Annotated in this window: 12 protein-coding genes; all 12 read left to right on the plus strand. The window is 53.9% G+C overall.

Annotated elements, in window-relative coordinates:
* Nucleotides 1-63 precede the first annotated feature (63 nt).
* A complete protein-coding gene (locus tag ACOJUN_RS05355) occupies nt 64-1,317 on the plus strand; it encodes an ankyrin repeat domain-containing protein (protein WP_422135636.1) in 1,254 nt (417 codons plus the stop codon).
* A gap of 159 nt (nt 1,318-1,476) precedes the next feature.
* Nucleotides 1,477-2,472, plus strand: coding sequence for an ankyrin repeat domain-containing protein (locus ACOJUN_RS05360; RefSeq protein ID WP_422135637.1), 996 nt, complete (start codon nt 1,477-1,479; stop codon nt 2,470-2,472).
* Nucleotides 2,473-2,619: 147 nt separating this feature from the next.
* Nucleotides 2,620-3,921, plus strand: a complete 1,302-nt coding sequence (locus ACOJUN_RS05365) for an ankyrin repeat domain-containing protein (protein WP_422135638.1) — start codon at nt 2,620-2,622, stop codon at nt 3,919-3,921.
* A gap of 147 nt (nt 3,922-4,068) precedes the next feature.
* Entirely contained in the window at nt 4,069-5,400 is a 1,332-nt protein-coding gene (locus ACOJUN_RS05370) for an ankyrin repeat domain-containing protein (protein ID WP_422135639.1), read from the plus strand.
* A gap of 116 nt (nt 5,401-5,516) precedes the next feature.
* Complete coding sequence (locus ACOJUN_RS05375) at nt 5,517-6,812, plus strand: ankyrin repeat domain-containing protein (RefSeq protein ID WP_422135640.1); 1,296 nt, start codon at nt 5,517-5,519, stop codon at nt 6,810-6,812.
* Between the two features lie 392 nt (nt 6,813-7,204).
* On the plus strand, nt 7,205-8,356 hold the full coding sequence (locus ACOJUN_RS05380; RefSeq protein WP_422135641.1) for an ankyrin repeat domain-containing protein: 1,152 nt from the start codon (nt 7,205-7,207) through the stop codon (nt 8,354-8,356).
* A 146-nt stretch (nt 8,357-8,502) separates the two neighbouring features.
* Nucleotides 8,503-11,298: an ankyrin repeat domain-containing protein gene (locus ACOJUN_RS05385; RefSeq protein ID WP_422135642.1), complete on the plus strand. Its 2,796-nt coding sequence runs from the start codon at nt 8,503-8,505 to the stop codon at nt 11,296-11,298.
* Between the two features lie 151 nt (nt 11,299-11,449).
* A complete protein-coding gene (locus ACOJUN_RS05390) occupies nt 11,450-12,817 on the plus strand; it encodes an ankyrin repeat domain-containing protein (RefSeq protein WP_422135643.1) in 1,368 nt (455 codons plus the stop codon).
* Nucleotides 12,818-13,010: 193 nt separating this feature from the next.
* The gene (locus ACOJUN_RS05395) at nt 13,011-14,819 is read left to right on the plus strand and encodes an ankyrin repeat domain-containing protein (RefSeq protein ID WP_422135644.1); all 1,809 of its coding nucleotides are present in this window, start codon (nt 13,011-13,013) and stop codon (nt 14,817-14,819) included.
* Between the two features lie 149 nt (nt 14,820-14,968).
* On the plus strand, nt 14,969-16,852 hold the full coding sequence (locus ACOJUN_RS05400; protein WP_422135645.1) for an ankyrin repeat domain-containing protein: 1,884 nt from the start codon (nt 14,969-14,971) through the stop codon (nt 16,850-16,852).
* A 181-nt stretch (nt 16,853-17,033) separates the two neighbouring features.
* Entirely contained in the window at nt 17,034-18,821 is a 1,788-nt protein-coding gene (locus tag ACOJUN_RS05405; protein WP_422135646.1) for an ankyrin repeat domain-containing protein, read from the plus strand.
* A gap of 300 nt (nt 18,822-19,121) precedes the next feature.
* Entirely contained in the window at nt 19,122-21,266 is a 2,145-nt protein-coding gene (locus ACOJUN_RS05410; protein WP_422135647.1) for an ankyrin repeat domain-containing protein, read from the plus strand.
* The last annotated feature ends 3 nt before the right edge of the window (nt 21,267-21,269 follow it).

Below are 21,269 nucleotides of genomic sequence, written 5' to 3' on the forward strand. Positions count from 1 at the left end.
ACTATTTAACTGTTTTTGTATCCAACCTTAAGCACTTATTGACTGGCACACGATGCTCTATTTATGGATAGCGTTGCTCGCACCTCGGCCCCCGGGAATCCTGTCGAACCGTCGGGGGTCGACAAATGCCCTATTTGTTTGACTGGTTTTCATGGCCGTAAAGCAGCGCCTGTGGTCCTCAAAACCCGTTGTTGTGGCCATCACTTCGATCTGGACTGTATTTCGAAGTGTTTTGTTGATCAGCCCATTGGCTCACGTCGATGCGCGATGTGTCGGCAAGACCCGATGCCTCTGCTGGATCTGAACACCGGTGAATCACACCCGGATACATTTTTCCCCGATCAGGCGTTTTATGATGCCTGTTATGACGGGGATTTCGATCAGGTAGTGAGATCACTGGCAGAAGGCGTCAATGTCAATGCCGTAAAGCATGATGATTACACTGCCTTGATGATGGCATCCGACGGGGGGTACGAAACTATCGTCGAACGCCTGATCAACGCCGGGGCGAATCTCAACGCCACCTGTGAGGTGGGTGCCACTGCACTGTTATTCGCTGCCCGGGAAAATCACACCGACTGCGTGGAACTCCTGACCAAAGCCGGTGCGAATCCAAACATACAAACTAAAAATGGTGCAACCCCGCTGTACATCACTGCCCTGAAAAATAACGCAGACTGCATGAAAATCCTGATCGAAGCCAAGGCAGATCTCAACGCCCGGACTGAGGGTGGCATCACTGCGCTGTTCATCGCCGCCCAGGAAAATAGCACCCACTGCATGCAAATCCTGATCGAAGCCGGGGCGGATCTCAACGCCCGGACTGAGGCTGGCGCCACCCCGCTGTTCATCGCAGCCGAGATGGGCCATAGCGACTGCGTGAAAGCCCTGATCGAAGCCGGGGCGGATGTCAAAGCGCAGGCTGAGGATGGTGCCACCCCACTGTTCATGGCAGCACAGAATGGCAATACTGACTGCCTGAAACGCCTGATCAATGCCGGGGCGGATATCAACACTGTCTTGTCGGATGGTGCCACCCCGCTGTCCATCGCTGCAGAGAATGGCCATACCGAGTGCCTGAAACTCCTGATCGAAGCCGGGGCGAATCTCGACACCACCTTGCCGGATGGCGCCACCCCACTGTTAATCGCAGCCGAGATGGGCAATACCGACTGCGTGAAAGCCCTGATCGAAGCCGGGGCTGACATCAAGGCCAGGACTAAGGATGGCAGCACCCCACTGTCCATCGCTGCGCAGAATGACAATACCGACTGCGAAAAACTCCTGATCAACGCTGGGGCAAGGCAGGGAACATAGGCAAGGAAGGGAACAAAAGAAAGGCGTTATGTTATCCGGTAAACACGGCTCTCAGGTGTTCTCATTTTCCGAGTTTTTGATATAGCCATATAGCTGAACCATCGTAATTTTTTTATGTCTGGTTTGTATAACTCATTAAATAACACGAAAACTCTACTTATGGATGCTATTGCTCCCTCCCCTCTCTCCATGGGCGTTGAATTGACGTCGGAAGCCGATGTCTGTTCTATTTGTCACGGTGAGTTCCATGGCCGCAATGTGGCGCCTGTGAACCTCAACCCCAAATGTCAAACCCACTGTGGCCACTACTTCCATCTGGACTGCATTACGGGGCAATTTGTTGATGAGCCCATAGGCTCACGCCGCTGCAAGCTTTGCCGACAAAATCCGATCCCGTTGTTGAATATAAACACCGGTAAATCTTACCCGGATAAATTTTTCCCCGATCAGATGTTTCGTAGTGCCTGTTGTTCCGGGGATTTGCAACAGGTGCAGAAGCTGCTGGCAGAAGGAGTCTATATCAATGCCGTTATGAATGCTGGTTTCACAGCCTTGATGATTGCATCCAGTGAGGGGGTCACAGACCTCGCCGAACTCCTGATTAGACACGGGGCGTGTGTCAACGCCGCTCGGGCTGAGGATGGCGTTACCGCGCTGTTCTTCGCTGCAAAAAACAATGACATTGACATTACGAGACTCCTGATCGGTGCCGGGGCGGATCTCAACACCCCCCGGACTTCGGATGGCGCCACCCCGCTGGCCATCGCAGTCCAGGAGGGCTGCACCGAGTGCGCGAGACTCCTGATCTACGCCGGGGCGGATATCAACGCAGCCTTGTCCAGTGGCATGACCCTGCTGTACATCGCAGCCCTGAGAGGCAATACCGACTGCGTGGAACTCCTGCTCAACGCCGGGCTGGATCCCAACGATGCTTCGTCGATTGGCATCACCCCGCTGTACATCGCAGCCCTGAAAGGCAATACCGACTGCGTGAAACGCCTGATCAATGCCGGTGCGGATCTCAACGCCCGGACCAGGAATGGCTCCACCCCGCTGTCCATCGCAACCAGAATGGGCAATACCGACTGCGTAAAAGTCCTTATCGCGACCGGGAAAAGCCAGGAAGCAAAAGAAAGGCGCGGTGTTCTCCAGTAAACACAGCTTTCAGGTGTTTCCATCTCCCGAGTTCTGAAATGCGTGATGATTTAGCCGCAGCAAACTCAACAGCCATAAAACTGAACTATCGTACTTTTTTTGTGTCTAATTTGTATAACTTACTTGAATATCATGGAGGCTCTACTTATGGATGCCATTGATCTTAATCACCCCCCACTCCCCATCACCACTGAATCAACGTCGGAGGCACATAAATGTGATATTTGTTTCGGTGAGTTCCATGGCCGCGATGTGGCGCCTGCGCAACACAACCCTAAATGTAAAAGCCACTGCGGCCACATCTTCCATCTGGACTGTCTTACGATGCTATCTGTTCATAAGCCCATAGGCTCACGCAGCTGCGGGTATTGCCGAGGAAAGCCGTTCCCTGTGTTGGATACGGAAACCGGTAAATCTTACCCGGAAGAGTTTTTCCCCGACCGGGTGTTTTTAACTGCCTGCTTGACTGGGAATGTGGATCAGGTGAAGAAGTCACTGGCAGCAGGAGTCTATGTCGACGCCGTTGTGGGTAATGGTCTCAATCCCTTGTTGATTGCATCCGCTGAGGGGCACACAGAATTAGCCAAAGTCCTGATTAACAACGGGGCGGACGTCAACGCCGCTATGGCTGAGACAGGCGTTACACCGCTGTTCTCCGCTGCGCTATACAATCGCACCGACATTGTGAGACTGTTGATCAATAACGGGGCGAAGCTCGACATCCCCGAGACTAAGGATGGCCACACCCCGCTGTCCATAGCGACCCAGGTGGGCTCTATCGACTCAGTGAGATTCTTGCTCATCGCCGAGGCGAATCCCAACGTCGTCTTGTCGTCTGGCTGCACCCTGCTCAACATTGCAGTCAAGAAGGGCTCTACCGACTCCGTGAGACTCTTGCTCCTCGCCAAAGCGGATGTCAACGCCCGGAATGAGGATGGCGTCACCCCGCTGTTCTTCGCTGCACAAAACAATCTCACCGAAATTGCGAAACTCCTGATCAACGCCGGGGCAAATCTCAACCCCCCCCGGACTTCGGATGGCGCCACCCCACTGGCCTTGGCAGCCCAGCAGGGCTCTGGCGGCTGCGTGAAACTCCTGCTCGACAGAGGGGTGAATCCCAACACCGCCTTGTTGAATGGCGTCACTCCGCTTTTCGCCGCAGCCCTTAAAGGCAGGATCGACTGCGTGCAACTCCTGCTAGAGAAAGGGCCGGATCTCAACGCCCGGACTAAATACGGCGCCACTGCGCTGTTCGTAGCCGCTGAGGGAGGCCATACCGAATGTTTGAAACGCCTGATCCAGGCCGGGGCAGATATCAACGCTGCCTTGCCGGATGGCACCACCCCGCTGTCCATCGCAACCAGGATGGGCCATACCGAGTGCGTGGAAGCCCTTAACGAGGCCGAGAGAAGCAGGGGAACAGAAGAAGGGCTCTGCATCATCCTGTAAAAACAGCTTTCAGGTGTTTTCATCCCCTGAGTTTTGCAATGCGTGATTATTTAGCCACAAAAAGCTTTATAGCCATAAAACTGAACTATCGTACTTTTTTTGTGTCTAATTTGTATAACTTACTTGAATATCATGGAGGTTCTACTTATGGATGCCATTGATCTTAATCACCTCCCTCTCCCCATCACCACTGAATTAACGTCGGAGGCACATAAATGTGATATTTGTTTCGGTGAGTTCCATGGCCGCGATGTGACGCCTGCGCAACACAACCCTAAATGTGAAAGCCACTGCGGCCACATCTTCCATCTGGACTGTCTTACGATGCTATCTGTTCATAAGCCCATAGGCTCACGCAGCTGCGCGTATTGCCGAGGAAACCCGTTCCCTGTGTTGGATACGGAAACCGGTAAATCTTACCCGGACGAGTTTTTCCCCGACCAGGTATTTTTACGTGCCTGCTGGAATGGGAATGTGGATGGGGTGAAGAAGTCACTGGCAGCAGGAGTCTATGTCGACGCCGTTATGAGTCATGGTTTCAATCCCTTGTTGATTGCATCCACTGAGGGGCACACAGAATTAGCCAAGGTCCTGATTAACAACGGGGCGGACGTCAACGCCGCTATGGCTGAAACAGGCGTTACACCGCTGTTCTTCGCTGCTCAAAACAATCACACCGACATTGTGAACCTGCTGATCAGTAAGGAGGCGAAGCTCGACATCCCCGAGACTAATGCTGGCCACACCCCGCTGTCCATAGCGACCCAGGTGGGCTCTATCGACCCAGTAAGATTCTTGCTCATCGCCGGGGCGAATCCCAACGTCGTCTTGTCGTCTGGCTACACCCTGCTCAGCATTGCAGTCCTGAAGGGCTCTACCGACTCCGTGAGACTCTTGCTCCTCGCCAAAGCGGATGTCAACGCCCGGAATGAGGATGGCGCCACCCCGCTGTTCTTCGCTGCAGAAAAAAATCTCACCGAAATTGCGAAACTCCTGATCGACAACGGGGCAAATCTCAACACCCCCCGGACTTCGGATGGCGCCACCCCGCTGGCCATCGCAGCCCAAGAGGGCTCTGGCGGCTGCGTAAAACTCCTGCTCGACAAAGGGGTGAATCCCAACACCGCCTCGTTGAATGGCGTCACTCCGCTGTGCGCCGCAGCCCTTAAAGGCAAGATCAACTGCTTGCAACTCCTGCTAGAGAAAGGGCCGGATCTCGACGCCCGGACTGAATACGGCACCACTGCGCTGTTCGTAGCTGCCAGGGGAGGCCATACCGAATGTTTGAAACGCCTGATCGGGGCTGGGGCAGATATCAACGCCGCCTTGCCGGATGGCACCACCCCGCTGTCCGTCGCAACCAGGATGGGCCATACCGAGTGCGTGGAAGCCCTTAACGAGGCCGAGACAAGTTGGGGAACAGTAGAAGGGCTCTGCGTCATCCTGTACACACGGCTTTCAGGTGTTTTCATCCCCTGAGTTTTGCAATGCGTGATGATTTAGCCACAGCAAACTCAATGGCCATAAAACTGAACTATCGTACTTTTTAGTGTCTAAATTTGTATAACTCATTAAATTACACGGGGGTTTTACTTATGAATACAATTAGTCTTTCTGCTCTCACCATGAGCACTGAAGTAACTTCGGAGGCCGATGAATGTAATATTTGTTTCGTTGAGTTCCGTGGTCGAGATGTCACGCCTGTGGAAGACGACCCCGAATGTAAAACCCACTGTGGCCATCTCTTCCATCTGAAATGTCTTACGAGGCTATTTTATGGTATGCCCATAGGCTCACGCAGCTGCGCGTATTGCCGAGGAAAGCCGTTCCCTGTGTTGAATATGAAAACCGGCAAATCTTACCCGGATAAGTTTTTCCCCGATAAGAGGTTTTATGATGTCTGTCTTCACGGGGACTTGAATCAGGTGACGAAGTCACTGGCAGAAGGAGTCTATGTCGATGCCGTTATGAAGGGTGATTTCAATGCCTTGTTGATGGCATCCGGTGAGGGGCATACAACCCTCGCCGAAGTCCTGATTAACCAAGGGGCGGACATCAACGCCGCTATGGCTGAGGATGGCGTTACCCCGCTGTTCTTCGCTGCACAACAAAATCACACCGATATTTTGAAACTCCTGATCAATAAGGGGGCGAAACTCGATTCCCCCCGGACTACGGATGGCTACACCCCGCTGTCCATGGCAGTCCAGCAGGGCTCTAACGACTCCGTGCGACTCTTGCTCATCGCCGGGGCGAATCCCAACGCCGTCTTGTCCTGTGGCATGACCCCGCTGCACATCGCAGCACAGAAAGGCAATATCGAATGCGTGAACCTCTTGCTCATCTACGGGGCGGATATCAGCGCCCGGAATGAGAATGGCGTCACCCCGCTGTTCTTCGCTGCACAAAAAAATCACACCGAAATTGCGAAACTCCTGATCGACGACGGGGCAAATCTCACCCCCCCCCGGACTTCGGATGGCGCCACCCCGCTGACCATGGCAGCCCAGCAGGGCTCTGGCGGCTGCGTGAAACTCCTGCTCGACAGAGGGGTGAATCCCAACACCGCCTTGTTGAATGGCGTCACTCCACTTTACGCCGCTGCCCTTAAAGGCAGGATCGACTGCGTGCAACTCCTGCTAGAGAAAGGGCCGGATCTCAACGCCCGGACTGAATACGGCACCACTGCGCTGTTCGTAGCCGCTGAGGGAGGCCATACCGAATGTTTGAAACGCCTGATCCGGGCCGGGGCAGATATCAACGCCGCCTTGCCGGATGGCACCACCCCGCTGTCCATCGCAACCAGGATGGGCCATACCGAGTGCGTGGAAGCCCTTAACGAGGCCGAGAGAAGCAGGGGAACACAAGAAGGGCTCTGCATCATCCTGTAAAAACAGCTTTCAGGTGTTTTTATCCCCTGGGTTTTGCAATGCGTGATTATTTAGCCACAAAAAACTTTTTAGCCACAAAACTGAACTATCTACTTTTTTTTTGTCTAATTCGTATAACTTACTTTAATAACATGAAGGTTCTAATTGTGGATGCCATTAATCTTAATCACCCCCCTCTCCCCATCAGCACTGAATTAACGTCGGAGCCCGATAAATGTGATATTTGTTTTGCTGAGTTCCATGGCCGCAATGTGGCGCCTGCGCAACACAACCCTAAATGTAAAAGCCACTGCGGCCACATCTTCCATCTGGACTGTCTTACGATGCTATCTGTTCATAAGCCCATAGGCTCACGCAGCTGCGCGTATTGCCGAGGAAACCCGTTCCCTGCGTTGGATACGGAAACCGGTAAATCTTACCCGGACGAGTTTTTTCCCGACCAGGCGTTTTCTCGTGCCTGCTGGAATGGGGATGTGGATGAGGTGAAGAAGTCACTGGCAGCAGGAGTCTATGTCAATGCCGTTATGAGTTATGATTTCAATCCCTTGTTGATTGCATCCGCTGAGGGGCACACAGAATTAGCCGAAGTCCTGATTAACAACGGGGCGAACGTCAACGCCACTATGGCTGAGAGAGGCGTTACATCACTGTTCTTCGCTGCGCAAAACAATCACACCGACATTGTGGAACTGCTGATCAGTAAGGGGGCGAAACTCGACCTCCCCCAGACTAAGGATGGCCACACCCCGCTGTCCATGGCGGCCCAGACGGGCTCTATTGACTCCGTGAGACTCTTGATCAACGCCGGGGCGAATCCCAACGCCGTCTTGTCTTGTGGCATGACCCCGCTGCACATCGCAGCACAGAAAGGCAATATCGAATGCGTGAACCTCTTGCTCATCTACGGGGCGGATATCAACGCCCGGAATGAGAATGGCGTCACCCCGCTGTTCTTCGCTGCACAAAAAAATCACACCGAAATTGCGAAACTCCTGATCGACAACGGGGCAAATCTCAACACCCCCCGGACTTCGGATGGCGCCACCCCGCTGTCCATGGCAGCCCAGCAGGGCTCTGGCGGCTGCGTGAAACTCCTGCTCGACAAAGGGGTGAATCCCAACACCGCCTTGTTGAATGGCGTCACTCCACTGTACGCCGCAGCCCTCAGAGGCAAGATCGACTGCGTGCAACTCCTGCTCGAGAAAGAGCCGGATCTCGACGCCCGGACTGAATACGGCACCACTGCGCTGTTCGTAGCTGCTGACGGAGGCCATAGCGAATGTTTGGAACTCCTGCTCAACGCTGGGGCAGATCCCAACGCCGCTCTCTCGGATGGCTTCGCCCCGCTGTTCGTCGCAGTCTTCAAACGCAGAAGCAAGTGCGTACAGCTCCTGCTCGAGAAAGGAGCGGATCCGGACGCTGCTCTGACCAATGGCGCCACCCCGCTGAACGTCGCAACCATGATGGGCCATTTCGACTGCGTGGAAGCCATTAACGAGGCTAAGACAAGAAGAACAGAAGAAGGACTCTGCATCATCCTGTAAACACGGCTTTCAAGTGTTTTCATCCCCTGAGTTTTGCAATGCGTGATGATTTAGCCACAAAAAACTTTGTAGCCATAAAAATGAACTATCGTACTTTTTTTGTGTCTAACTTATATAACTTATTGAATAACATGGAGATTCTAGTTATGGACGCTATTAATCCCCACCGTCTTCCCTCGAGCAATGACGTAACGTCGAAGGCCGATATCTGTTCTGTCAGTCTCGTTAAGTTCAACGGCCGCGATGTGGCGGCTGTGGACCTCAAACAGGAATGTCAAACCCGCTGTGGCCACCGCTTTGATCTGGCCTATCTTACATGGCTATTTCTTTATAAGCCCATAGGCTCACGCAGCTGCTTGCATTGCGGACAGAACCCGTTCCCTGTGTTGGATTTGAAAACCGGTGAATCTCACCCGGACAAGTTTTTCCCCGACCAGGTGTTTTCAGTTGCCTGCTTGAATGGAAATTTGGATCAGGTGAAAAAGTCACTTGCAGAAGGAGTCAATGTCAATGCCGCTATGAAGGATAATTGCACTGCCTTGATAACGGCATCCTTTAGGGGGTACACAGACATCGCCAAACACCTGATCAAACACGGGGCAGACGTTAACGCTGTCCAAGCCTCTAGTAGGTCCACTCCGCTGCACCTCGCTGCCCTAAAAAATAACACCGATATTGTTAAACTCCTGCTCAAGAAAGGGGCGGAGCTCGACGCCCGCAATGAGTGTGGCGACACACCGCTGCACTATGCAGCCCTGATGGGCAATATCGACTGCGTGAAACACCTGATCAAAGCCGGGGCGAATGTCAACATGCTCACTGTGTTTGGCGACACCCCGCTGCACTTCGCTGCCCGAAAAAATAACATCGATATTGTGAAACTCCTGCTCGAGGGAGGGGCGGAGCTCGACGCCCGGAATAAGATTGACCACACCCCGCTGCACTCCGCTGCCCATGAAAATAACACCGATATTGTGAAACTCCTGCTCGAAAACGAGGCGGATTTCAACGCCCGGAATAAGGATGGCGAGACCCCGCTGCACTTCGCTGCCCGAAAAAATAACACCGATATTGTGAAACTCCTGCTCGAGAAAGGGGTGGATATCGACGAGCGGAATATGAAGGGCGCCACATCGCTGTTCTTAGCAGCCGAGATGGGCAATAGCGACTGCATGCAACTCCTGCTCGACAATGGGGCGGATATCAACGCTGCCCTGCCCGATGGTACCACCCCACTGGCCATCGCAGTCCAGGAAAATAATATCGACTGCGTGAAACACCTGCTCAATGCCGGGGCAAACGTCAATAAGCCCACTGCCTATGGCAGGAGCCTGCTGTTCTGCGCTGCCCAGGACAATAAAACCGACATTCTGGAACTCTTACTCAACAATGGGGCGGATCTCGACACTGACTTGCCCGATGGCAAAACCCCACTGGCCATCGCAGTCCTGAAAAATAATATCGACTGCGTGAAACGCCTGATCAAAGCCGGGGCTAATGTCCACACTCCCACTATGTTTGGCACCACACCGCTGCACTTGGCTGCCCAAAAAAATAACGCCGATATGGTTAAACTCCTGCTAGAGAATGGGGCGGATCTCAAGGTCCGGGATGAGGATGGCGGCACCCCGCTGTTCGAGGCAATCGATAAGGGCAATGCCGACTTCGTGCAATTCCTGCTCGACGAAGGGGCGGACCCCCGCGTCCGGAATAAATATGGCGCCACCCCGCTGCACTTTGCTGCCAGAAAAAATAACACCAATGTGGTGAAACGCCTGATCGACAGGGGCGCAGATCCCGACGCTACCTTGCCCAATGGTAACACCCCGCTGTCCATCGCAACCAAGCTGGGCAATATCGACTGCGTGAAACTACTGAGCAACGCCGTGGCGGAAAAAGAGGCGGCGAAGGCCGATGCCAGTCCTGTTTGTCCGGTTGATTTCCATGACCGCGATGTGGCGGCTCTGGCTGCCAGAACCCCATGTCGAACCCAATGTGGCCACGACTTCGATCGGGTCTGTATTTCCAAGCATGTGGTTAAACAGCCCATCGGCTCACGCCAGTGCATGGTGTGCGAGCAAAACCCCATGCCTGTGGTGAATAAGAACACCGGCGAAACTTACCCGGATGAATCTTTCCCCGACGAGGTGTTTTTAAGTGCGTGCTATAAAGGGGACTTGGATCAGGTGAAGAAGTCATTGACAGAAGGAGTCAATGTTAATGCCGTTATGACTGATGATCTCACCGCCTTGATGATAGCATCCTCGACCGGGAGCGAGGAGGTCGTCGAACACCTGATCAGGTCTGGGGCGCAGGTCAACGCTGTCCGGACTGAGGATGGCGCCACACCACTGCTCTTGGCTGCCAGAAAAAATAACCCTGCCGTTGTGGAACTCCTGCTCAACGCCGGGGCGAAAGTCAATGCCGCCGATTCCCTGGGCGCCACACCACTGTCCCTGGCTGCCCAGAACAATCACGTCGACAACCTGGAACTCCTGATCAAAGCTGAGACGAATCTTAACGCCCGGAACAAGGACGGCTTTACCCCTTTGCTAACCTCTGTCAAGGAAAATAACACCTGCTGCACGGTAAAACTTATTGAAGCTGGAGCGGATGTCGACGCTGCCTTGCCGAATGGCTGCACCTCCTTGCTAATCGCGATCCTGCATAATAACAACAAAATCATGAGACTGCTGCTCAAAAACAGAGCGGACCCCAACGCCCGGACTACGGATGGCTCCACCCCGGTGTACCTCGCAGCTCAGGAGGGCAATATCTTTTGCCTGGGTTTCCTTGTCAAAGCCGGGGCGGATCCCAACGCCGCCTTATCGGATGGCACCACCCCACTGGCCATCGCAACCAGGATGGGCAATACCTCATGCGCGAATTTCCTGATCTATCACGGGGCAAGGCAGGAAACAGAGACAATGCAGGAAAATTAACATCCTTCCCGGTGAACAAGGCTCTCAGGTGTTCCCATCTTCTGAGATTTTGAAATAGGTGATTATTTAGCCGCAGGGAACTTAATAGCCACATAAATGAACTAACCTGCTGTTCTTATGACTAATCTGTACTATCTGGCAGGTTTCACAGATGTTCTACTTATGGATGGTATTGCTCGCCCTCCTCTCCATGGGAACTGACGTAAAGCCGGAGGTCAATGTCTGCCCAATTTGTTTGGCTGATTTTCATGGCCACGAAGTACCGCCAGTGGTCGTCAAAACCCAATGTGGCCACCACTTCCATCTGGACTGTATTTCAAGACAATTTGTTTCTCAGCCCGTTGGCTCAAGACAGTGTGCGATATGCCGGCAAGACCCGATGCCTGTAGTGAATCTGAGCACCGGTGAATCTCATCCGGATGCATTTTTCCCCAATGAGACGTTTTGTGATGCCTGTTATTACGGAGATTTGGATCAGGTGGAGAAGTCACTGGCAGAAGGCGTCAATGTCAATGCCTTTACGCATAATGATTTCACTGCCTTAATGATCGCATCTTACCGGGGGCACAAGGCTATCGTCGAATGCCTGATCAACGCCGGAGCGAATCTCAACGCCACCTCTGAGACTGGTACCACGGCACTGTTCCTCTCTGCCCAGGAAAATCACAGCGACTGCGTGAAACTTCTAATCAATGCCGGGGCGGATATCAACGCCCGGGCTAAGGATGGCGCCAGCCCACTGTTCATCGCTGCACAAGAAAATCACATTGACAGCGTGAAACTCCTGATCAACGCCGGGGCCAATCTCAACACCGTCTGGCTCGTGGATGGTGCCACCCCGTTGTTCATGGCTGCGCAAAAAAATAACATCGACTGTCTGAAACTCCTGATCAACGCCGGGGCGGATCTCAACATCCCCTGTGAGGATGGCACCACCCCGCTATTCATCGCAGCCCAGAGGGGCAATATCGACTGTCTGAAACTCCTGATCAACGCCGGGGCGGATATCAACGCCCGGGCTAAGGATGGCGCCAGCCCACTGTTCATCGCTGCACAAGAAAATCACATCGACTGCGTGAAACTCCTGATCAACGCCGGGGCCGACATCAACGCCGTCTGGATTGAGGAGGGTGTCACCCCGTTGTTCATGGCTGCACAAGAAAATCACACCGACTGCCTGAAACTCCTGATCAACGCCGGGGCTGACCTCAACGCCCGAAGGACTGAGGATGGCGCGACCCCGCTGTTCATCGCAGCCAGGGAGGACAATACCGACTGCGTAGAACTCCTGATCAACGCCGGGGCCGACCTCAACGCCCGAAGAACTAAGGATGGCGCGACCCCGCTGTTCATCGCAGCCAGGGAAGGCAATATCGAGTGTTTGAAACGCCTGATCGGGGCCGAGGCAGATATCAACGCCGTCTTGTCGGATGGCACCACACTTCTCTCCATCGCAACCGGGATGGGCAATGCCGACTGCGCGAGACTCCTGATGAACGCCGGGGCTGAGAGGGAGTAGAGGCGGTGAAAGGAACAAAAGAAAGGCGTTAGGTTGTCCGGAGGACACGGCTTTCAGGTGTTTCCATCTTCTGAGTTTTCGCAATAGGTGATTATTTAGCCGCAGCAAACTTTATAGCCAAATAAATGAACTATCGTACTTTTTTTATGTCTAATTCGAACTATTTATTAGTTATCAAGGATGTTCAACTCTTATGGATAGTATTGCTCACCCCCCTCTCTCCATTGCCGCTGACGTAAAGTCGGAGGCTGATGTCTGCCCTATTTGTTTGGCTGAATTCCATGGCCACGATGTGGCACCAGTGGACGTCAGAACCCAATGTCGAACCCACTGTGGCCACCGCTTCCATCTGGACTGTATTTCAGAACAATTTGTTTTTCAGCCCGTCGGCTCACGACACTGCGCGATGTGCCGGCAAGACCCGATGCCTGTAGTGAATCTGGACACCGGTGAATCTTACCCGGATACATCTTTCCCCAATCAGGCATTTTGTGATGCCTGTGATTACGGGGATTTGGATCAGGTGGAGAGGTCGCTGGCAGAAGGCGTCAATGTCAATGCCGTTATGACGGATGGTTTGACTGCCTTGATGTTGGCATCCATCAATGGGCACACAGATATCGTCGAACGTCTGATCAACGCCGGAGCGGAGGTCAACACCGCTCGGAATGAGGATGGCGGCACCCCACTGCTCTTCGCTGCCCAGGAAAATAACAGCGACTGCGTTAAGCTCCTGATCAATAAAGGGGCAGACCTCAATGCTGAGGCCAAGAATGGTGCCACCCCTGTGTCCATCGCTGCCGCGATGGGCAATACCGACTGCCTGAAAGCCCTTATCGAAGCCAAGGCGAACCTCAACACCAGGGATGAGGATGGCGTCACCGCGCTTTTCATTCCGGTACAAAATAATTACATCGAATGCGTGAAACTCCTGCTCAACGCCGGGGCGGATCCTAACGTCCGGACCGAGGCTGGCAGCAGCCTGCTGTTCATCGCTGCTGCGAATGGCCATACCGCTTGCGTAAAAGCCCTGCTCAAAGCCAAGGCAGACCCCGACGCCCGGAATAAGGATGACAGCACCTCGCTGATGATCGCTGCTGCGATGGGTCATAGCGACTGTATGGAAGCCCTGATCAAGACCGGGGCGGATCTTAATGCCCGAACTGAAGATGGCATGACCCCGCTATTCATCGCCGTGATGCGTAATAGCATCGACTGCATGAAACGCCTGATCAAAGAGGGGGCGAATATCAATGCCCCGAATAACGATGGTGTCACCCCTGTGTACATCGCTGCGCAAGAAAATCATATCGACTGCTTGAAATTCCTGATCAAAAAGGGGGCGAATATCAACGCCCGGGCTAAAGATGGCGTCAGTCCACTGTTCATCGCTGCACAAAAAAATCACATCGAATGTGTGAAACTTCTGATCAACGAGGGGGCAGATCTCAATGCCGTCTGGATCAGGGAGGGTGCCACCCCATTGTTCATTGCTGTACAAGAAAATAACACCGATATTGTAAAACTCCTGACCGAAGCAGAAGCGGACCTTAACAAGCAAAATAATGATGGCTTCACCCCGCTGCACGTTGCTGCAAAAGAAAATAACACGGACTGCCTGAAACTCCTGCTCAACGCCGGGGCGGATCTCAACGCCCGGACTAAATACGGCAGCACTGCACTGCACATCGCAGCCCGGAAGGGCCATACCGATTGCGTGGAGCTCCTGCTCAACACCGAGACCGATCTCAACGCCCGCAGGACTGAGGATGGCGCGACCCCGCTGTTCATCGCAGCCCGGGAGGGCAATATCGAGTGTCTGAAACGCCTGATCAGAGCCGAGGCAGACATCAACGCCGCCTTGTCGGACGGCACCACTCCTCTCGCCATCGCAATCGGGATGGGCAATGCCGACTGCGCAAGACTCCTGATAAACGCCGGGGCAAAGAGGGGGACAGAGGCGGTGAAAAAAACAAAAGAAAGACATTATGTTGTCCAGTGAACAAGGCTTTCAGGTGTTCCCATCTTCTGAGTTTTTGTAATTGGTGATTATTTAGCCGCAGCAAACTTAATAGCCAAACAAATGAACTATCGTAATTTTCTTATGTCTGATCAGTACTATTTATTGGATATCAAGAATGTTCAACTCTTATGGATAGCCTTGCTCACCCCCCTCTCCCCATTGGCGCTGACGTAAAGTCGGAGGCCGATGTCTGCCCTATTTGTTTGACTGAATTTCATGGCCACGATGTGGCGCCAGTGGACGTCAGAACCCAATGTCGAACCCACTGCGGCCACCACTTCCATCTGGACTGTATTTCAGAACAATTTGTTTATCAGCCCATCGGCTCACGACACTGCGCGGTGTGCCGGCAAGACCCGATGCCTGTAGTGAATCTGGACACCAGTGAATCTTACCCGGATACATCTTTCCCCAATCAAGCATTTTATGATGCCTGTTATTACGGGGATTTGGATCAGGTGGAGAGGTCGCTGGCAGAAGGCGTCAATGTCAATGCCATTATGACGTATGGTTTGACTGCCTTGATGGTGGCATCCATCAGGGGGCACACGGATGTCGTCGAACGTCTGATCAACGCCGGAGCGGACGTCAATACCGCTCGGAATGAGGATGGCGACACCCCTCTAATCATGGCTGCTGTGAATGGCAATACCGAATGCGTGGAACTCCTGATCAACGCCGAGGCGGATCTCAACGCCCGGAATGAGCTTGGTGCCACTCCGCTGCTCTTCGCTGCCCAGGAAAATAAAAGCGACTGCGTGAAGCTCCTGATCAATAAAGGGGCAGATCTCAATGCCAGGGCCAAGAATGGTGCCACCCCTCTGTCCATCGCTGCCGAGATGGGCAATACCGACTGCCTGAAAGCCCTTATCGAAGCCAAGGCGAACCTCAACACCAAGGATGAGGATGGCAACACCCCGCTAATCATGGCTGCTGCGGAAGACAACACCGACTGCGTGAAACTCCTGATCGAAGCCAAGGCAGATCCCAACGCCAAGCCTGAGAATGGCACCACTCCGCTGCTCTTGGCTGCCCAGGCAAATAACACCGAATGCATGAAACTCCTGATCAAGGCCGAGGCGGACCTTAATGCCCGATCTGAAGATGGCATGAGCCCGCTGTTTGTCGCCGTCCTGCGTAATAGCATCGACTGCGTGAAACTCCTAATCAAAGAGGGGGCGGATATCAACACCCCGAATAACAATGGTGCCACCCCTGTGTACATCGCTGCACAAGAAAATCATATCGAATGCATGAAACTCCTGATCAAAGAGGGGGCGGATATCAACGCCCGGACTGAGAGTGGCGCCAGCCCACTGTTCATGGCTGCACAAGAAAATAACACCGACTGCGTGAAACTCCTGATCAAAGAGGGGGCGGATCTCAACGCCGTCTGGATCGAGCATGGTGCCTCCCCATTGCACATTGCTGCACTTGAAAATAACACCGATATTGTGAGACTCCTGATCGAAGCAGAGGCGGACCTTAACAAGCAGAATAATGATGGCGGCACCCCGCTGCACATCGCTGCGCAAAAAAATAACACGGACTGCCTGAAACTCCTGCTCAACGCCGGGGCAGATCTGAACGCCCGGACTAAATACGGCAGCACTGCACTGCACATCGCATCCGAGATGGGCAGTACCGAGTGTGTGAAACGCCTGATCAGTGCCGGGGCAGACATCAACATCCTGAGTGAGGATGGCACCACCCCGCTATTCATCGCAGCCCAGAAGGGCCATACCGACTGCGTGGAACTCCTGCTCAACACCGAGGCCGATCTCAACGCCCGCAGGACTCAGGATGGCGCGACCCCGCTGTTCATCGCAGCCCGGGAAGGCAATATCGAATGTCTGAAACGCCTGATCAGAGCCGAGGCAGACATCAACGCCGCCTTGTCGGACGGCACCACTCCTCTCGCCATCGCAACAGAGATGGGCAATGCCGACTGCGCGAGACTCCTGACCAACGCCGGGACCAGGCAGGCAACAGAGGCAATGCAGGGAAGGTGAATGAGACCGGTGTGCGACAGGTCGGCATGACCCGGTGCCGGTATTGCGGCAGATATGCATCAGATATTTTGAAATAGGTGATTATTTAGCCACAGCGGACTTTACAGCCACATAAATGAACTATCCTACCTCTCTCATGTCATATCTATATTATTTTGCTGCTTTCACAGTTGTTTTACTTATGGATGGTATTGCTCGCCCCCCTCTCACCATTGGAGCTGACGTAAAGTCGGAGGCCGATGTCTGCCCTATTTGTCACGATGAATTCCATGGCCGCGATGTGGCGCCAATGGACGTCAAAACCCAATGTCGAACCCAATGTGGCCACCGCTTCCATCTGGACTGCATTACAAGACACTTTGTTCATCAGCCCGTTGGCTCACGACACTGCGCGATGTGTCGGCAAGACCCCATGCCTGTTGTGAATCTGAAGACCGGTGAATCTCACCAGGATACATTTTTCCCCAATCAGACGTTTTATACTGCCTGTTATGACGGGGATTTCGATCAGGTGGAGAAGTCACTGGCAGAAGGAGTCAATATTAATGCCGTTAGGTATGATGATGTCACTGCCTTGATAATCGCATCTTACCGGGGGCACAAGGCTATCGTCGAACGCCTGATCAGCCACGGAGCGAATCTCAACACTGCCAGTGAGACTGGTGCCACGGCACTGTTCGCTGCTGCCCAGGAAAATAACACCGACTGCATGAAACTCCTGATCAAGGCCGGGGCAGATCTCAATGCTGGCACTGAGGATGGCTCCACCCCACTGTCCATGGCCGCCCAGTTGGGCAACATCGACTGCGTGAAAGCCCTGATCGAAGCGAAGGCGAACCTCAACGTCAAGGATAAGGCTGGCCACACCCCGCTACTCATCGCTGCTGCGAAAGGCAAGACCGACTGCGTGGAAGCCCTGATCGAAGCCAAGGCAGATCCCAATGCCGGGCATAAGAGTGGCATCACCCCGGTGCTCTTGGCTGCCCAGGAAAATAACGCCGACTGCCTGAAACTCCTGATCAAGGCCGGGGCAGATCTTAATGCCCGATCTGAAGATGGCATGAGCCCGATTTTTGTCGCCGTCCTGCGTAATAGCATCGACTGCGTGAAACTCCTGATCAAAGAGGGGGCGAATATCAACGCCCGGACTGAGAGTGGCGCCAGCCCTGTGTACATCGCTGCACTAAGAAATCATATCGACTGCCTGAAACTCCTGATCAAAGAGGGGGCGGATATCAACGCCCGGACTGAGGATGGCGCCAGCCCACTGTTCATGGCTGCACAAGAAAATAACACCGACTGCGTGAAACTCCTGATCAAAGAGGGAGCGGATCTCAACGCCGTCTGGATCGAGGAGGGTGCTACCCCGTTGTTCATTGCTGCACAAGAAAATAACACCGATATTGTACAACTCCTGATCGAAGCAGAGGCGGACCTTAACAAGCAGAATAATGATGGCGGCACCCCGCTGCACGTCGCCGCACAAAAAAATAACACCGACTGCCTGAAACACCTGATTAACGCCGAGGCGGATCTCAACGTCCGGACCAAATACGGCACCACTGCGCTGCACATCGCAGCCGAGATGGGCAATACCGAGTGCGTAAAAATCCTGATCAGTGCCGGGGCGGACATCAACATCCCGGGTGAGGATGGCACCACCCCGCTATTCATCGCAGCCCAGAAGGGCCATACCGACTGCGTGGAACTCCTGCTCAACACCGGGGCCGATCTCAACGCCCGCAGGACTGAGGATGGCGCGACCCCGCTGTTCATCGCAGCCCGGGAAGGCAATATCAAGTGTTTGAAACGCCTGATCAGGGCCGAGGCAGATATCAACGCCGCCTTGTCGGATGGCACCACTCCTCTCGCCATCGCAACCGGGATGGGCCATACCGACTGCGTGGAACTCCTGATCAATGCCCGGGCAAGGCAGGGAACAACAGAAAGGCGTTGTATTATCCAGTGAACACGGCTTTCAGTTGTTGTCGGCTTCTGTATTTTAAAATGCGTGATTATTTAGCCACAGTAAACTTTGATAGGCCCATAAATAAACTACCATAATTTTTCGGCATCAAACCCTAGGAGCCTGACCGAGAATAGCGCCCGTAGCGAGGACGGCAGAAAATTGAGGATGAAAATTCGGTTTTGTGAGGAGAATAGCGAGCTATTTGACGAACAAAAGCGGATTTTCAGACCAATTTTCTGCCGCCGCAGTAGGGCAGTCTATTCTCGGTCAGGCTCCTAGCCACTTGCTTGACCAATACAGATGTTCTTCTTACGGATCGCATTGCTCTCTATCCTCTCCCCATGGACACTGAAGGCCGATCAATGTCCTATTTGTTTGGCTTACTTTCATGGCCGAAGTCTGCCCCCTGTGATCGTCAAAACCCAATGTTGTGGTCACCGCTTCGATCTGGACTGTATGTCAAGGTGTTTTGTTGATCAGCCCATCGGCTCACGTCAATGCGCTATGTGTCGGCAGGACCCGATGCCTGTGGTGAATCTGAACACTGGTGAATCTCACCCGGATGCATTTTTCCCCGATCAGGCATTTTATGATGCCTGTAATGACGGGGATTTGGATCTGGTGGAGAGGTCGCTGGCACAAGGCGTCAATGTCAATGCCGTTACGCATGATGGTTACACTGCTTTGATGATCGCATCCTACCGGGGGCACAAGGCTATCGTCGAACGCCTGATCAACGCCGGAGCGAATCTCAACGCCCCTGGTGAGGCTGGTGCCACGGCGCTGTTCCTCGCTGCCCAGGAAAATCACACAGACTGCGTGGAACTCCTGATCAACGCCGGGGCAGATCCCAAGACGCGAACCAGGAGAGGCTCTACCCCACTGTTCATCGCTGCTGCGAAAGGCAATATCAACTGCGTGAAAGTCCTGATCAACGCCGGGGCGGATCTCAACGCTACTGCATCGGATGGTACCACCCCGCTGTTTGTTGCTGCTGAGAAAGGCCAGACCGACTGCGTAAAACTCCTGGTCAACGCTGGGGCGGATCTCAACGCTACTGCGTCGGATGGTACCACCCCGCTGTTTATTGCTGCTGAGAAAGGCCAGACCGACTGCGTAAAACTCCTGATCAACGCCGGGGCGAATCTCAACGCCGCCTGTGAGGTTGGTGCCACTGCGCTGTTCATCGCTACCCAGAATGGCAATACTGATTGCGTGGAACTCCTGATCAACGCCGGGGCAGATCCCGAGACGCGAACCAGGAGAGGCGCTACCCCGCTGTTTATTGCTGCTGAGAAAGGCCATACCGACTGCGTAAAACTCCTGATCAACGCCGGGGCAGATCCCAAGACGCGAACCAGGAGAGGCTCTACCCCACTGTTCATCGCTGCTGCGAAAGGCAATATCGACTGCGTGAAACTCCTGATCAACGCCAGGGCGGATCTCAACGCTACTGCGTCGGATGGTACCACCCCGCTGTTTATTGCTGCTGAGAAAGGCCAGACCGACTGCGTAAAACTCCTGATCAACGCCGGGGCGGATCTCAACGCCGCCTGTGAGGTTGGTGCCACTGCGCTGTTCATCGCTACCCAGAATGGCAATACTGACTGCGTGGAACTCCTGATCAACGCCGGGGCAGATCCCGAGACGCGAACCAGGAGAGGCGCTACCCCGCTGTTTATCGCTGCTGAGAAAGGCCATACCGACTGCGTAAAACTCCTGATCAACGCCGGGGCAGATCCCAAGACGCGAACCAGGAGAGGCGCTACCCCGCTGTTCATCGCCGCTGCGAGAGGCAATATCGACTGCGTGGAACTCCTGATCAACGCCAGGGCGGATCTCAACGCTACTGCGTCGGATGGTACCACCCCGCTGTTTATTGCTGCTGAGAAAGGCCAGACCGACTGCGTAAAACTCCTGATCAACGCCGGGGCGAATCTCAACGACGCCTGTGAGGTTGGTGCCACTGCGCTGTTCATCGCTACCCAGAATGGCAACACTGACTGCGTAGAACTCCTGATCAACGCCGGGGCAGATCCCGAGACGCGAACCAGGAGAGGCGCTACCCCGCTGTTTATCGCTGCTGAGAAAGGCCATACCGACTGCGTAAAACTCCTGATCAACGCCGGAGCAGATCCCAAGACGCGAACCAGGAGAGGCTCTACCCCACTGTTTATCGCTGCTGCGAAAGGCAATATCGACTGCGTGAAACTCCTGGTCAACGCCAGGGCGGATCTCAACGCTTCTACGTCGGATGGTACCACCCCGCTGTTTATCGCTGCTGCGAAAGGCAATATCGACTGCGTGAAAGTCCTGATCAACGCCGGGGCCGATCTCAACGCCGCCCCGCCGGATGGCACCACCCCACTGGCCATCGCAACCGAGATGGGCAATACCGACTGTGCGAGACTCCTGATCAACAGCGGGGCAAGGCAGGGAAGATAGGCA

The organism is Endozoicomonas sp. ALD040 (assembly GCF_049275945.1).
Taxonomy (GTDB): domain Bacteria; phylum Pseudomonadota; class Gammaproteobacteria; order Pseudomonadales; family Endozoicomonadaceae; genus Endozoicomonas_A.

What these genes read in the sequence shown, in the direction of transcription:
- ACOJUN_RS05355 (WP_422135636.1), top strand. Translation starts at nt 64, where the DNA reads ATGGATAGCGTTGCTCGCACCTCGGCCCCCGGGAATCCTGTCGAACCG.
- ACOJUN_RS05360 (WP_422135637.1), top strand. Translation starts at nt 1,477, where the DNA reads ATGGATGCTATTGCTCCCTCCCCTCTCTCCATGGGCGTTGAATTGACG.
- ACOJUN_RS05365 (WP_422135638.1), top strand. Translation starts at nt 2,620, where the DNA reads ATGGATGCCATTGATCTTAATCACCCCCCACTCCCCATCACCACTGAA.
- ACOJUN_RS05370 (WP_422135639.1), top strand. Translation starts at nt 4,069, where the DNA reads ATGGATGCCATTGATCTTAATCACCTCCCTCTCCCCATCACCACTGAA.
- ACOJUN_RS05375 (WP_422135640.1), top strand. Translation starts at nt 5,517, where the DNA reads ATGAATACAATTAGTCTTTCTGCTCTCACCATGAGCACTGAAGTAACT.
- ACOJUN_RS05385 (WP_422135642.1), top strand. Translation starts at nt 8,503, where the DNA reads ATGGACGCTATTAATCCCCACCGTCTTCCCTCGAGCAATGACGTAACG.
- ACOJUN_RS05390 (WP_422135643.1), top strand. Translation starts at nt 11,450, where the DNA reads ATGTTCTACTTATGGATGGTATTGCTCGCCCTCCTCTCCATGGGAACT.
- ACOJUN_RS05395 (WP_422135644.1), top strand. Translation starts at nt 13,011, where the DNA reads ATGGATAGTATTGCTCACCCCCCTCTCTCCATTGCCGCTGACGTAAAG.
- ACOJUN_RS05400 (WP_422135645.1), top strand. Translation starts at nt 14,969, where the DNA reads ATGGATAGCCTTGCTCACCCCCCTCTCCCCATTGGCGCTGACGTAAAG.
- ACOJUN_RS05405 (WP_422135646.1), top strand. Translation starts at nt 17,034, where the DNA reads ATGGATGGTATTGCTCGCCCCCCTCTCACCATTGGAGCTGACGTAAAG.
- ACOJUN_RS05410 (WP_422135647.1), top strand. Translation starts at nt 19,122, where the DNA reads ATGTTCTTCTTACGGATCGCATTGCTCTCTATCCTCTCCCCATGGACA.